At 35.9% G+C, this 14911-nt stretch carries 12 protein-coding genes; 10 read left to right on the top strand and 2 right to left on the bottom strand.

Annotated features, from left to right (window positions below; genetic code table 11):
* Positions 1 to 58 precede the first annotated feature (58 nt).
* Both OGZ34_RS03460 and OGZ34_RS03465 read right to left on the bottom strand, forming a co-directional pair.
* Positions 59 to 628 carry a 5-formyltetrahydrofolate cyclo-ligase gene (locus OGZ34_RS03460; protein WP_173965060.1) on the bottom strand — a complete coding sequence of 190 codons (570 nt, stop codon included), beginning with the start codon at positions 626 to 628 and terminating at the stop codon, positions 59 to 61.
* Entirely contained in the window at positions 615 to 1595 is a 981-nt protein-coding gene (locus OGZ34_RS03465) for a succinylglutamate desuccinylase/aspartoacylase family protein (protein ID WP_173965061.1), read from the bottom strand. Before OGZ34_RS03465 ends, OGZ34_RS03460 begins: the two co-directional genes overlap by 14 nt.
* Positions 1596 to 1726: 131 nt before the next feature.
* Between OGZ34_RS03465 and uvrC the strand changes: the two genes are divergently transcribed.
* From uvrC to pgi, 10 genes are all read left to right on the top strand, one after another.
* A complete protein-coding gene (gene uvrC, locus OGZ34_RS03470) occupies positions 1727 to 3520 on the top strand; it encodes an excinuclease ABC subunit UvrC (RefSeq protein WP_173965062.1) in 1794 nt (597 codons plus the stop codon).
* 8 nt (positions 3521 to 3528) lie between these two features.
* Positions 3529 to 5886 carry a patatin-like phospholipase family protein gene (locus OGZ34_RS03475; RefSeq protein ID WP_263362146.1) on the top strand — a complete coding sequence of 786 codons (2358 nt, stop codon included), beginning with the start codon at positions 3529 to 3531 and terminating at the stop codon, positions 5884 to 5886.
* Between the two features lie 317 nt (positions 5887 to 6203).
* Entirely contained in the window at positions 6204 to 7361 is a 1158-nt protein-coding gene (locus OGZ34_RS03480) for a homogentisate 1,2-dioxygenase (RefSeq protein ID WP_173965064.1), read from the top strand.
* Positions 7362 to 7533: 172 nt separating this feature from the next.
* Entirely contained in the window at positions 7534 to 8694 is a 1161-nt protein-coding gene (hppD, locus tag OGZ34_RS03485) for a 4-hydroxyphenylpyruvate dioxygenase (protein WP_263362147.1), read from the top strand.
* A 299-nt stretch (positions 8695 to 8993) separates the two neighbouring features.
* Positions 8994 to 9764, top strand: coding sequence for a DUF3108 domain-containing protein (locus OGZ34_RS03490; RefSeq protein ID WP_263362148.1), 771 nt, complete (start codon positions 8994 to 8996; stop codon positions 9762 to 9764).
* Complete coding sequence (locus OGZ34_RS03495) at positions 9764 to 10705, top strand: tryptophan 2,3-dioxygenase family protein (RefSeq protein WP_263362149.1); 942 nt, start codon at positions 9764 to 9766, stop codon at positions 10703 to 10705. Before OGZ34_RS03490 ends, OGZ34_RS03495 begins: the two co-directional genes overlap by 1 nt.
* 21 nt (positions 10706 to 10726) lie before the next feature.
* Positions 10727 to 11947, top strand: a complete 1221-nt coding sequence (locus OGZ34_RS03500; protein ID WP_263362150.1) for a peptidoglycan DD-metalloendopeptidase family protein — start codon at positions 10727 to 10729, stop codon at positions 11945 to 11947.
* 33 nt (positions 11948 to 11980) lie between these two features.
* On the top strand, positions 11981 to 12601 hold the full coding sequence (locus tag OGZ34_RS03505; RefSeq protein ID WP_263362151.1) for a hypothetical protein: 621 nt from the start codon (positions 11981 to 11983) through the stop codon (positions 12599 to 12601).
* Positions 12595 to 12987, top strand: coding sequence for a hypothetical protein (locus OGZ34_RS03510; RefSeq protein ID WP_263362152.1), 393 nt, complete (start codon positions 12595 to 12597; stop codon positions 12985 to 12987). The genes OGZ34_RS03505 and OGZ34_RS03510 overlap by 7 nt, the downstream gene beginning before the upstream one ends.
* Before the next feature lie 112 nt (positions 12988 to 13099).
* Positions 13100 to 14743, top strand: a complete 1644-nt coding sequence (gene pgi, locus OGZ34_RS03515; protein ID WP_173965070.1) for a glucose-6-phosphate isomerase — start codon at positions 13100 to 13102, stop codon at positions 14741 to 14743.
* The last annotated feature ends 168 nt before the right edge of the window (positions 14744 to 14911 follow it).

Genomic DNA, 14911 nt, shown 5'->3' on the forward strand with positions numbered 1-14911 from the left:
ATTAGCCTTCAGATTGTTCAAACAATAAACCTACTTATATCACTTCTATGATTTACAATCAAAAAGTATAGATTTTTAAAGGCGTTACACAGTAATCCAGCTTCACATCTGATTCAAAGACATCTGTAATCTGATTCTCCGCTTCAAAAAAGGAAAGCCCAATTTTGATTGTGTCAGGTTTGCATTCAGCGAGAAACTTATCGTAAAAACCCTTTCCGTAACCTACCCGATTTCCAGAAACATCAAAAACTAAAAGCGGCACAAAAACCACCTCAATCGTTTCGGATGGAACCGGCAAACCATTTACAGGTTCCGGAATATTATATTCGTTTTTTTTAATTCTGGTATTATCCGTCAACAAAAAATGTGTCATCCCCCGAGTTTCAAAATCACTTTTTGAAACTACTATTTCCTTGTCTTTTCCGGAAAGCAAATGCAGAACATATTCTGTATTGACTTCCCGCTGTTCTTCAATAGGAAGAAAAACATGGTAATAGGTTTTATCCCAGATAGGCAATTGGATTAAAGTATTGGCAATAGCCAGACTTTTTTCTTCGATATCATTTTCCGAAAGTTCTTTTCGAAGACTCTTATAGTGTAATCGTAACTCTTTTTTATTCGTCGGCATGTTCATCACTGTTTTTAGACATATGGTAAATGGCGTCCCCTTCGTACACGATTGGCGAGTGATTGGCGTTAATCACAAATCCATCATGAGGTGCTTTTACTTTTTGTTCAAATTTACCAAACGGATCTGTAATAATGGCCAGGATAGTTCCTTTGGTTACAAAACGTCCAATTCTGTTATAATCGTGCAGCAGGCCTGAGCATTTGGCACGCAGCCAAACCGAATTTTTAATATAAATAGAAGGTTCATCCTCTGTTTCGACTAGCTGTTTGGAATCCAGCATCTTTAAATAATTCAACAAACGCTTTGCTCCTTTTACCCCTTCATTTGCAACAAAATCATTAATATCCAGCGATTTTCCTCCTTCAAAAAGCAGCATTTTTACATTAGCTTTTTCGCAAGTATTTCGGAAAGAACCGTTGATATTTTTAGAGTATAAAGTAAAAGGCGCGTTAAACACATCGGCAAGTATTTTCAATTCGGGATTGTTCTCTGTGATCCGAATTTGCGGAGCATTAAAACGACTTGCTCCTCCGGCATGAAAATCAACAGCGTAATCGATAATCGGTAAAATTTCTGCCACAATATGATAAGCAAAGCGACTTGCTAAAGAACCTTTTTTACTTCCCGGAAACACCCTGTTTAAGTCACGTCCATCAGGAAACTCTCTCGACTTATTTACAAAACCATACATATTGATAATGGGAATACAGATAATGGTTCCTCTTGAAGGGCGATTGATTTTTTTGCTGATAATCTGTCTGACAACTTCAACACCATTGATCTCGTCACCATGAATTCCGGCCGAAAATAAAACAACAGGACCTTCTATTTTTGAACGGCGTACAATAACCGGAATATTAAGTTTTGTAGTGGTATGCAGACGTGCAATTTCAACGTTTATAGTTTTACTCTCGCCCGGCAAAATTGCTTCGCCAAAAATTATCAGGGGTTTACTATTTTTCATGTAGAATTATAAAATCTAAATATAGAAATTATTCTTTTGATTTCGTAAATTTGAAACTAAATCAATGTTAAGCTTTTTAAACCTCAAAATGTTTTTAAAAGTATAACATCTATCTTCAGAAACAAAACAGAATGCAAAAACCATCCCTAGATCTTCAAATTCTAACCTTGCCTGACAATCCGGGTGTATATCAGTATTATGATAAAGACGGGAAGATTTTATATGTTGGAAAAGCCAAGAACTTAAAAAAAAGAGTTTCCTCTTATTTCAATAAAATACACGATACTGCCAAAACCAATGTTCTGGTTAAGAAAATTGTCACCATAAAACACATTGTAGTTCCCACAGAAACCGATGCACTTTTATTGGAAAACAACCTGATTAAAACTCTGCAGCCACGATACAACGTCCTGCTTCGTGACGATAAAAGTTACCCTTGGCTCTGCATCAAAAAAGAACCCTTTTCGAGAATATTCTATACACGAAAAATGGTCAAAGACGGCTCTGAGTATTTTGGCCCTTACACCAGTTTCAAAACAGTACATACCATTCTGGATTTAATCAAAGAATTATATCCTTTACGAACCTGTAATTTCGATTTGAGCCAATCAAATATTGATTCAGGAAAATTTAAAGTTTGCCTCGAATATCACATTGGCAATTGCAAAGGCCCTTGTGAAGGATTGGAATCTTTGGAAGATTATCAGCGACAAGTGGATGCTATCCGCGAAATCTTAAAAGGAAATTTCAAAGAAAGCATGAAAGACTTCAAACGACTCATGACACAATACGCAAAGGATTTACGTTTTGAAGAAGCGCAAAAAATAAAAGAAAAAATTGACGTCCTCGAAAATTACCAGTCACGATCGACCATTGTAAATCCGAAGATTACCAATATTGATGTTTTCTCGATTGTTTCAGATGAAAGTGCAGCTTATGTTAACTTTCTTCAGATTTCACACGGATCGATTATACGTTCGCATACTTTAGAAATCAAGAAAAAACTGGATGAAACAGATGAAGAATTATTAGAACTGGCAATTATAGAACTTCGCGAACGTTTTCAATTACTTTCTAAAGAAATTATTGTTCCGTTTGAAATGGATCTGGGCGAGAACATTAAAACCACCGTTCCGCAACTGGGAGACAAAAAACAAATACTGGAACTGTCTATTCGAAATGCAAAGTTTTATCGAATTGAACAACTCAAACAGTTACAAATTGTAGATCCCGACCGACATGCTAACCGAATCATGGCACAAATGCAAAAAGACCTGCGATTACCAGTCGAACCACGTCATATCGAATGTTTTGACAACTCGAACATTCAGGGAACAAATCCGGTAGCAGCCTGTGTTGTTTTTAAAGACGGGAAACCCAGCAAAAAAGACTACCGCCATTTTAACGTTAAAACCGTTGAAGGTCCTGACGATTTTGCTTCGATGACCGAAATCGTATACCGTCGTTACAAAAGATTATTAGACGAAAATGAGCCTTTACCACAATTAATTATTATTGATGGTGGAAAAGGACAACTATCTGCGGCATTAAAAAGTATCGACGCCTTAGAACTTCGTGGCAAGATTGCTATCATTGGAATTGCGAAACGTCTTGAGGAATTGTTTTACCCAGGAGATTCTATTCCGTTATATCTGGATAAAAAATCAGAAACCTTAAAAGTGATTCAGCAATTGCGAAACGAAGCACATCGATTTGGAATTACCTTTCACAGAGACAAACGAAGCAAAGCAGCACTTAATTCCTCCGTAGAAAGCATACCCGGCATTGGCGAAAAAACGATGCTCACGTTAATACAACATTTCAAAAGTGTTAAAAGATTAAAACTCGCGACAGAAAAAGAAATATCTGACGTTGTAGGAGTATCAAAAGCCAAAAAAATTGTCGACTTTTACAAAACCAACTAGTTATCTTCATGCGTATAGATCAACTGCCCCACGAAAATACCATATCGAAAAGTTTTTTTTCTTCACTGGAGAACGAGCTTTCCAAAGTTGCTCTTTTCTTTCAGAAAGGAAAAACTCTTCGTATTCTGCAGTTTTCTTTTTCTGTATGTAGTGCAACAGTCTTAATTTTTGCAGTATTACTTCTAAATCCACAAAAAACATTTTCGCAAGAACAAAAAAAGGATAGCCTAAAAAGACCAAAAATAGGATTGGTTTTAAGCGGTGGAGGAGCCAAAGGATTTGCACATATTGGTGTTTTAAAAGTTCTGGAAGAAGCCGGAATTAAAATCGACTATATTGGTGGTACCAGTATGGGATCTATAATCGGCGGACTTTATGCTTCCGGTTACAATGCTTCTCAAATTGATTCCATTTTCAAGAAAACCAACTTTGACGAACTCATCAACGATTACATACCGCGATCGTCCAAAAACTTCTATGGCAAAAAAAATGACGAGTTATATGCCATTGCATTGCCTTTTAGCAACTTCAGAATCGGGATTCCGGAAGCCCTTTCAAAAGGGATGTACAATTACAATTTGTTAAGCGGCCTTACCCGAAATGTACGTCATGTACGTGATTTCAATCAACTTCCGACTCCTTTTTTATGTATTGGAACTAATATTGAAACCGGAGAAGAAGTTTTACTAAACAAAGGAAATCTCGTTCAGGCTATGATGGCGAGTTCAGCATTCCCTTCCCTGTTCACCCCTGTCGAAATTGATGGAAATTTATTAGTAGATGGAGGCGTAGTCAACAACTATCCCATAAAAGAAGTTCGTAATCTGGGTGCTGATATTATTATTGGTGTCGATGTTCAGGACGATCTTATGAATCGTAAAAATCTGAAAAACGCGACCAAGATACTCGTACAGATTACCAATTTGCAGTCTATCGATAAGATGAAAAATAAAATCAAGGATACCGATGTTTATATCAAACCGGACATTCGGGATTATGGTGTAATTTCATTTGACAAAGGAGAAGAAATTATCCGAAAAGGAGAAGAAGCCGCTTTTGCAGTCTATGAAAGAATCAAATCTTTAACTGATGAAGCTCATTTTTATAAAAAACCCAAACTAAAAATCGCCAGTGACACACTGCAAATCAATCAGATAAACAGTGAAAATCTTGAGAATTACACGAAAGAATACATTCGCGGAAAACTACGTTTTAAACCCGGAAGTACGATTACTTACAATGATCTTAAAACCGGAATCAACAACCTGAATGCTACCCAGAACTTCAGTACCATTTCCTACTGCCTGCAACCGGATAGCCAACAGGACGACCTTGATATCGTCTTAAAAGAAAATCCTACTCAGACTTTTTTAAAACTTGGTCTGCATTATGACGGACTATATAAAAGTGGAATCCTGCTAAATCTTACCCACAAAAAGACCTTTTTAAAAAATGACGTTACCTCGCTTGATGTTATTCTGGGAGATAACTTCAGGTACGACTTCAACTATTACATAGAAAACGGTTTTAATATCAGTTTTGGATTCCAGTCACGTTTGAATCAATTTAATCGAAACGTTACCACAAGCATTAATACCTTAACGGCACAGAATCCAAATGTAAATCTTATTAATGTTGACTTCTTAGACATTACCAATCAGGCCTATTTTCAAACCATCTTTGTACAAAAATTTTTAATGGGTGGCGGCTTTGAATACAAATACTTAAAAATAGACTCTCCAACACTTACCAATACAGTAAATACTATTGAAAAGAGCAGCTATCTTAGTCTTTTTGGTTATTTAAAATACGATTCATTCGACAGCAAAAGCTTCCCTCGCTCCGGCTTGTACTTCTCTACCGATTTACAAACCTACTTAGCGTCGTCTGACTATACACAACAATTTAAACCGTTCTCGATTGCAAAGGCCGAAATTGCTTTTGTAAAAACGTTCTTCAGAAAGGCTACTTTCAAAATTGACGCCGACGCAGGGTTTAACATTGGCAGCGACAGCGTTCCGTTTTTCGACTTTATACTTGGAGGATATGGTTATAGCAAAATCAACAACTTCAATTATTTTTATGGATACGATTTCCTAAGTATAGCCGGAAACAGCTTTATAAAAACAGGGCTTACACTCGATTATGAAATTTTCAAAAAGAATCACGTAAATCTTTCTGCTAATTTTGCCAACTTGGGAAATGATATTTTTACGAAGGTCGACTGGATCTCAATGCCAAAATATACAGGATATGCTGTTGGTTATGGACTGGAAACCATCATTGGTCCAATCGAGATCAAACAATCCTGGTCTCCGGAAATGTCTAAAAGCTTCACCTGGTTTAGTATTGGTTTTTTATTTTAGCAGTAAAGCAAAGAATTGTTCAACAAAATTGTACTATTTTTTTGCCCTTTAAAAATTATATCAAAAAAAATTAAAATAAATCATGTTTATAAATGATATAATTTATAATTTTACTCAGCAAAAATTACGACATTTGTTATAATGAAAACAAAATGGACAGGTTTATTAGAGTATCTTCAATTCCTCATCAAGAGAAATCCTGAGTGAAGCTATCGAATTGAGATAATTGGTCAATTTTAAGAAATTGAGCTGGTTATCTGTTCACACAATTCAAATTTTCAAATTATCTAATTTTAAAATTATCTAATAGAAAAGCCATGCCATTATATCACAAACTTGGAGACTTCCCTCAAAAGAGACACACACAATTCGAAAAACCGAACGGAGGTTTTTATTACGAACAATTATTTGGAACCGAAGGTTTTCATGGACATTCGTCATTATCATATCACGTACACAGACCTACTCAGGTAAAAGAAATTTTAAATTCTTATTCTGTTGAGCCTAAAATCGCCATCGGAAAAAATATAAAATCATTACTCTTTAAAGGTTTTGAATTAAAAGCGGAAAATGATTTTCTGGACAGCCGTAAAGCAATGATGGTCAACAAAGACTGTATCATTGGTTTGGCAGCTCCTAAAGAATCGCTTCGAAATTATTTTTACAAAAATGCCGATGCCGACGAAATGCTTTTCATTCATAAAGGAAAAGGGAAATTAAGAACCATGTTAGGAAACATCCCTTTTGAATATGGAGATTACTTAATTATTCCACGAGGCATTATTTACCAAATAGAATTTGAGACAGAAGAAAACCGACTTTTTTATGTCGAATCTTACTCTCCTTTTTATACCCCAAAACGTTACAAAAACCAATCGGGTCAACATTTAGAGCATTCGCCATTTTGCGAACGCGATTTTATTTTGCCAAACGAACTGGAAACACATGACGAAAAAGGTGATTTTTTAATTAAAATCAAAAAAGAAGGCATGATTCACGAAGTGGTTTACGCCACACATCCTTTTGATGTAGTGGGTTGGGACGGTTACAATTTCCCATACGGATTCTCCATTCATAATTTTGAACCAATAACGGGACGTGTTCACCAACCGCCTCCGGTACACCAAACATTCGAAACGGCTACTTTTGTCGTTTGTTCTTTCTGCCCAAGACTTTACGATTATCATCCGAAAGCAATTCCGGCACCTTACAATCACAGTAATATAGATTCTGATGAAGTTCTATATTATGTGGATGGTGACTTCATGAGCCGTAACAACATTGAGCAGGGTCATATCACTTTACACCCAAAAGGAATTCCACACGGTCCTGCGCCTGGCGCGATGGAGCGTAGCATTGGTCACACAGAAACACAGGAATTAGCCGTTATGGTTGATACTTTCCGTCCACTTATGGTTACAGAAGAAGCTATGGGTCTTGATGACGGTCAGTATTACAAATCCTGGACGGAATAATTCACTAAATCGATCTAACCGCAAAGTTCGCAAGGATTTTACGCGAAGATCGCTATAACAACTTCGCGAACCTTGCGAAATAACTTCGCGTGCTTTGCGGTAAAAAAAAATCTTAAAAACAACACTACGGTTCAATCAATCAAACGATTAACCGATCAAACAAATAAACATTATGTCAAAAGAAGTAAAATCAGTAGAATACGGATTAGAAAAAATCTTTGAAGGAGCACAGGATTTCCTTCCATTATTAGGAACCGATTATGTAGAATTCTACGTTGGTAACGCCAAACAATCGGCACATTATTACAAAACGGCTTTCGGATATCAGTCATTAGCCTATGCCGGATTGGAAACCGGAGTAAAAGACAAAGCCTCTTATGTTTTAAAGCAGGACAAAATCAGAATCGTTCTGACAACACCTTTAACACAAGATTCACCAATACACGAGCATCTTAAAAAACATGGTGATGGTGTAAAAGTAGCAGCTCTTTGGGTTGAAGATGCCAGAAGTGCCTACGAAGAAACTATAAAACGTGGCGCCCGTTCTTTTATGGAGCCAACAGTTGAATCGGACGAATTTGGAGAAGTGGTTCGTTCGGGAATCTACACTTACGGAGAAACAGTTCACATTTTCGTAGAAAGAAAAAACTACAACGGTGTTTTCCTTCCGGGTTACAAAGAATGGAAATCGGATTACAATCCGGAACCAACCGGTTTAAAATACATCGACCATATGGTTGGAAATGTAGGCTGGAATGAAATGAATACCTGGGTAAAATTCTACGAAGACGTTATGGGATTCGTGAATTTCTTGTCATTTGACGACAAGCAAATTACCACAGAATATTCAGCATTGATGAGTAAAGTAATGTCAAATGGAAATGGAAGAATCAAATTTCCTATTAATGAACCGGCAGAAGGAAAGAAAAAATCTCAAATCGAAGAATATTTAGATTTCTATGGCGGACCCGGAATTCAGCATATTGCCATCGCAACAGATGACATCATCAAAACAGTATCACAATTGAGAGCACGAGGTGTTGAATTTTTATCTGCTCCTCCACATACCTACTACCAGGCAATTCCTGAAAGATTAGGAGTTCATATGGATATGATGAAAGAAGATATTAACGAAATCGAAAAGTTAGCCATCATGGTCGATGCTGACGAAGACGGTTACTTATTACAGATATTTACGAAGCCTGTTCAAGATAGACCAACACTGTTTTTCGAAATTATTCAAAGAATGGGAGCAAAAGGATTTGGCGCAGGAAACTTTAAAGCACTTTTCGAGTCAATCGAAAGAGAACAGGAATTGAGAGGAACGCTATAAAAATGCATTTTTTTTACATTATGCGAAAAAATCCTCTGTAAAACGATGGTTTTTATGCAAATGTTATGTTAAACTCACTTTTTAACATTTATTTTTTGAACTTAGTATCTATCTTTGCACTCGCAAATCAGGAAGGGGTGGTTTCCTTCCGAATTGATATAAATTTCATAATTTATAGTTTTTTGGTTAGTTAATAGCATAAAAACTCCGTCATTCCTTGACGGAGTTTTTTTGTTTTGGTACATTTGGAATAAAATTTGCATTTATTTATCTTTATAATGGAATGTAAAAAATGTACTATGAAAAAATTAGTCCTCCTCCTATTAATCCTCACGACTCTAAGCTTCGACACTCAAAAAGAAGATGCTTTCGATACCGGGGAATATTTTAAATTCAGAATTCATTACGGAATTATAAACGCCGGCTATGCTACACTCGAAATTAAAGACGCCACAATCAACAATAAAAAAGTATTTCACGCTGTAGGAAAGGGATACACAACGGGAATGTCAAAATTTTTCTTTAAAGTTGAAGATCTTTACGAAAGCTATTTTGACAAACAAAACGGAGACCCCTATCGCTACGTTCGAAAAATAAACGAAGGTGGTTACACTAAAAACCAGGAAGGCTTTTTTGATCCGTCTGAAAGTAAAGTTTTAGTAAAAGACTACAAACGTAAGACAGAGAAAACAATAGTAACGACACCTAATGTACAGGATATCATCTCTTCTTTTTATTATCTGAGAAACCATCCAAGCATTGACAAATTAAAATCTGGAGAAGCCATTACTATTGATATGTTTTTTGACGATGAAATCACAAAATTTAAGTTAAAATATGTAGGCCGTCAAGATATTACAACTAAATTTGGCACCGTTTCTACCATGGTCTTCAAACCATTAGTACAAACAGGAAGAGTTTTCAAAGAAAAAGAAAGTGTAACACTCTGGATCACAGATGACGACAATAAAATTCCGATACGTATAAAAGCAGATCTGGCCGTAGGATCACTTAAAGCGGACCTTGACGAATACAAAGGATTAAAAAATCCATTTAAAGCAAAAAAATAATGAACCCTACTGATCATTCAGAATCTATTTTAAAAGAGATTGACCTTAAATACCAAGCTATAAATCAAAAAACTGATGTACAATTAGAAGGATTGCTTTGGTCAAAACCTATCACCTACTGGGACTACATTCAGACCGATGCCCTTTTAAGCTTACAAACACAACGCACCACCCTTCCTGACGAAATGGTTTTCATAATGTACCATCAGGTAAACGAGTTAATTTTTAAAATGATTTTGTGGGAAATTGATCAAATTGCCGATACACAAAACATTCAGGTTGCCTTTTTCAGCGAAAGACTTTCAAGAATTACCCGATACTTTGACATGCTAACCAATTCGTTCAGTATCATGGAAAACGGAATGGAAGTCGATCAATATATGAAATTCAGAAACACGCTGACTCCGGCCAGCGGCTTTCAAAGTGCACAATACAGATTAATCGAATTTGCTTCGACAGATGTTATCAATTTAACCGACCGCAGATACAAACCTAACTTTGATGAAAACACTCCATTAGAAACAAGTTTTGAACATTTGTACTGGCAGGCTGCAGGAAAAGATTACCAGACAGGAGAAAAGTCATACCTACTTCAGGAATTTGAAAACAAATACAAAGACCAGTTCTTAAGACAAATGTCTACTTTTAAATCAAAAAATATCTGGCAAAAATTCACACAATTACCTTTAGAAGACCAACAAAACCATGAGCTAATCGATGCCATGCGCCATTACGACAAAACGGTAAACATTACCTGGGTTATGCAGCATCTTAACACTGCAAGAAAATACATCCTGGAAAGTGGAAAAGGAAACGGAGAAGCTACCGGCGGAAGCGATTGGCAAAAATATATGCACCCAAAATACCAAAGACGCATCTTTTTTCCTAAATTGTGGGCCGAAGAAGAATTGTCCAATTGGGGAAATGAAGCAGCCATTTAATTTCCTAAAAAATTTAAAAGTTTGAAAAAAGCATTCGTAATTATAATCATTTTATTCTCAATATTCTCATGCAACAAAACCGCTGAAAAAGTTGAAACTAAAATCACTAAACCAAAAACTAAAAAAGTAGAATTTGGTTTTAATTACGCCGACTTCAATGTTATTCACGATACCATTAAAAAAGGTGATTCCTTTGGATCTATCATTCAGGGGCAAAATATTGGAGACAAAAAAGTCTACGATGTTGTAGAACAAATTAAAGATTCTTTTAATGTAAGAACTATTCGCTATAACAGACCTTATACCGTACTTCGTTCTAAAAACAAAACAAACAAGCTGCAGGTTTTTATTTATCAGCCCGATGCCCTGACCTATTACGTTGTTGACTTTAGAGATAGTATTGCCAAAGCATACAAAAAAATAAAACCTGTCACATTAAAACGCAAAATCATTGGAGGCGTTTTAAAAAGTTCATTATCAGAAACCCTAGGTAATGAAAGTGTAGAAGCAGCACTTGCCAGCAGAATTACAAAAGTATTCTCCTGGTCTATTGACTTCTTTAAACTAAAAAAAGGAGATCGTTACGGGTTAATTTTTACGGAACGTTTTATAAACGGCAAAACCTACGACGGCGTTGAAGATCTTGAAGCTGCTTTTTTTGAATACAAGGGCAAAATCATTTATGCTTTTCCTTTTGAAAGAGACACTACTTCAGGGAAAATTGAATATTATGACGATCAGGGAAGAACGCTGAAAAACTTCTTCTTAAAAACTCCGATTAAATTTAGCCGAATTACTTCCCGATTTACTGCAAACAGATTTCATCCGGTACAACACACCTGGAAAGCTCACAAAGGAACCGACTATGCTGCACCAACTGGAACACCAATTTCGACAACTGCATCTGGAACTGTAGAAGCAACAGGATATACGGCAGGAAACGGAAACTTTGTAAAAGTAAAACACAACGGAACCTACTCTACTCAATACCTGCACATGTCCAGAATTTTAGTCCGACGCGGTCAACGTGTTACTCAGGGACAAACTATCGGATTAGTTGGCAGTACCGGCCTTGCAACAGGACCTCATGTATGTTACCGTTTCTGGAAAAATGGTGTTCAGGTCGATGCTTTAAGACTTAACTTACCAACCGGAGAGTCTTTAACAGGAAATGACAAAACCCGCTTCTTTAAGCAAATCGAACCTTTAAAGAGAGAACTGGACAGTATTGGAAACCTATAAGAATCCATATTTATCCTTAAAATAGAAGTAAACATGAAAAACAAACGCATTAAAGACATTCTTGATGAAACTTTTTCTGACTTAAAACTATTTTACAGAGACACTACTTTAAACAACAACTTACTTGCTTCTTATCAAGTTGGGCAAATACTGAAAGAAAAAGATTTTACAGACATGTCGTTTATTGGCGGCGGCCTTTCCGGCAATTGCAGATATATGATTGCAAGCGCAAGCGCAAGAGATTTGTCTAAATTCAATCCTGATTCAGCAAAAAACGGACATGCACTCTTAGATGATAATTCTTTCTTTAAAGTATTAGACATTTACAAAATCAGCGACAAAACTCAAATCTTCCTGCTGAACATTCCCGGAAACTCGCTTCCGCTTTTCAAAAATTCAACTTCAAATCTTGAAGAAGAAATTACCGAAAAAGCCAAGCAAAAATTCGCGAATAAAATCAACTCGCCTTTAATTCCGGAGCTTCAAACCGAAAATTGGAAAGAAAAAACCAAAGCCCCTATTGGCATGAGCAGTACCGGTGAATTATATTTTGACGATTCAGCCATAAAAAAAGAAGAACCTAAAAGAATAGAAATCAATAAAGACAGGAAACAGATTGAAATCAACAAAAAGCCCTGGTGGAAAATATGGTAAATAATACTTCCGCTTCAAACAATATTTCACCACTTCACCTTTCAGGAATGAAGCGAATTTTATTATTCCTCTCTTGCACAATAACAATAGGCTGCTCCAATAATCCCCACACTTTTATTTTAAACGATAAAAAAGAAAACAAATACTTTATAGCGGAATCAATCAACCGGGCATTTGAAGAAGATTTAATTGAAAAATCGCCTTTAATTGTCATAAACGGAATTCCTTTTAAATACAACAAAAAGCAAGACACCATATTAATACCACTCCAAAAGTCTGACATTATTAGCTTAGATTTTTTAAACAAAAACAGCAGCCGCATCATTTACAATGAAAAAGAAAACGATGGCGCCATCATCATATCAGCAAGAATTAAGACCAAATAAACACATATATCGTTTTCGTAACTAATTGTTATATAATCGTGAAGCGTTACACTATTAAAAAGTAATTTCAGTATTTTTGTTTTTTATAACCGCATTCTCAATTAAACAAAAAATGGCTTTAAACACAACAAACCCAACCGGGACTGAAGCGTGGAAAAATCTACAAAACCACTATAACGCAATTCACGAAACTACAATACAAGAATTATTTCAACAGGACAAAACGCGCGTTGAAAAGTTCAATTTACAATGGAATGACTTCCTTGTTGATTATTCTAAAAACAACATTAGTCAGGAAACCATATCTCTTTTATTAGAATTAGCCAACTCAATTGGATTAAAAGAAGCCATCTCACAATATTTTGAAGGAGAAATCATCAACCAAACCGAAAACAGAGCCGTTTTGCACACTGCATTACGCGCACGGGAATCGGCAGTTATTAAGGTAGATGGCGAAAATGTAATCCCGGAAGTTTACGAAGTAAAAAACAAAATCAAACAATTTAGTCATGAAGTTATTTCGGGAGAAAGAAAAGGTTTCACCGGAAAAGCTTTTACGGATGTTGTAAATATTGGTATTGGCGGTTCTGATCTTGGACCTGTTATGGCAGTTGAAGCTTTACAATTTTACAAAAACCACTTAAATCTTCATTTTGTATCTAATGTTGATGGTGATCACGTAAACGAAGTAATTAAAAAATTAAATCCTGAAACAACATTGTTTTTAATTGTTTCTAAAACTTTTACTACTCAGGAGACTTTATCCAACTCTGAAACCATTAAAGAGTGGTTTTTGAAATCGGCTTCTCAGGAAGATATTGCGAAACATTTTGTTGCCGTTTCTACCAATATTCAAAAAGTAACCGAATTTGGAATTAATCCTGACAATGTTTTCCCAATGTGGGATTGGGTTGGAGGAAGATTTTCTTTATGGAGTGCCGTTGGACTAAGCATTAGTTTAGCAATTGGTTTCGACAACTATAATGATTTATTGAAGGGTGCGAACGAAATGGACGAACATTTTAAATCGACAGAATTCGACGAAAACATTCCAGTGATTCTTGCATTGTTAAGCATTTGGTATAATAATTTCTTTGGTGCTGAAAGCGAAGCATTAATTCCATATACACAATACCTGCAAAAACTTGCTCCTTACCTACAACAGGCCACAATGGAAAGTAACGGAAAAAGTGTTGGTCGTGATGGAAAACCGGTTAACTACCAAACCGGAACTATCATCTGGGGAGAACCGGGAACGAATTCTCAACATGCTTTTTTCCAATTGATTCATCAGGGCACAAAATTGATTCCGACAGATTTTATCGGATTCGTTCAACCATTATACGGAAACGAGGATCATCACAACAAATTGATGTCAAACTTCTTTGCTCAAACAGAAGCTTTACTAAACGGAAAAACCGCTGCACAGGTTCAGACCGAATTTGACAAACAAGGATTAACTGCAGAAAAAGCATCTTACTTACTACCATTTAAAGTTTTCACCGGAAACAAACCAACAAATACAATCTTAATACAAAAACTAACACCAAAAAGCCTGGGATCATTAATCGCTTTATACGAACACAAAATTTTTGTACAAGGTATTATCTGGAATATTTTTAGTTATGATCAATGGGGAGTGGAATTAGGAAAACAACTGGCAAATTCAATTCTGGATGAAATTAACACAAAGACGGTAAAAAATCATGATAGCTCGACTTCATTTTTGTTAAATCACTTTTTGAAAAACAAATAAAACCACCAGAAGTCTCATTACGCAACATACTGAAACGCCTTGATTTAATAAAAATTAAGGCGTTTTTTCATACATATAAACCTTAAAAACAAACCAAACTACCTGTTCTTGCAAGTTTAGCACTACAAGACCACTAGGATCATTACGATTTTAACAAAATTAATGTCT

This window comes from Flavobacterium collinsii (assembly GCF_946903285.1).
Classification (GTDB): Bacteria; Bacteroidota; Bacteroidia; order Flavobacteriales; family Flavobacteriaceae; genus Flavobacterium; species Flavobacterium collinsii.

Bases quoted from the DNA above. Each gene is read 5' to 3' on its own strand.
- OGZ34_RS03505 (WP_263362151.1), top strand. From the start codon at position 11,981: ATGAAAAACAAACGCATTAAAGACATTCTTGATGAAACTTTTTCTGAC.
- hppD (WP_263362147.1), top strand. From the start codon at position 7,534: ATGTCAAAAGAAGTAAAATCAGTAGAATACGGATTAGAAAAAATCTTT.
- pgi (WP_173965070.1), top strand. From the start codon at position 13,100: ATGGCTTTAAACACAACAAACCCAACCGGGACTGAAGCGTGGAAAAAT.
- uvrC (WP_173965062.1), top strand. From the start codon at position 1,727: ATGCAAAAACCATCCCTAGATCTTCAAATTCTAACCTTGCCTGACAAT.
- OGZ34_RS03490 (WP_263362148.1), top strand. From the start codon at position 8,994: ATGAAAAAATTAGTCCTCCTCCTATTAATCCTCACGACTCTAAGCTTC.
- OGZ34_RS03480 (WP_173965064.1), top strand. From the start codon at position 6,204: ATGCCATTATATCACAAACTTGGAGACTTCCCTCAAAAGAGACACACA.
- OGZ34_RS03460 (WP_173965060.1), bottom strand. From the start codon at position 628: ATGCCGACGAATAAAAAAGAGTTACGATTACACTATAAGAGTCTTCGA.
- OGZ34_RS03495 (WP_263362149.1), top strand. From the start codon at position 9,764: ATGAACCCTACTGATCATTCAGAATCTATTTTAAAAGAGATTGACCTT.
- OGZ34_RS03510 (WP_263362152.1), top strand. From the start codon at position 12,595: ATGGTAAATAATACTTCCGCTTCAAACAATATTTCACCACTTCACCTT.
- OGZ34_RS03465 (WP_173965061.1), bottom strand. From the start codon at position 1,595: ATGAAAAATAGTAAACCCCTGATAATTTTTGGCGAAGCAATTTTGCCG.
- OGZ34_RS03475 (WP_263362146.1), top strand. From the start codon at position 3,529: ATGCGTATAGATCAACTGCCCCACGAAAATACCATATCGAAAAGTTTT.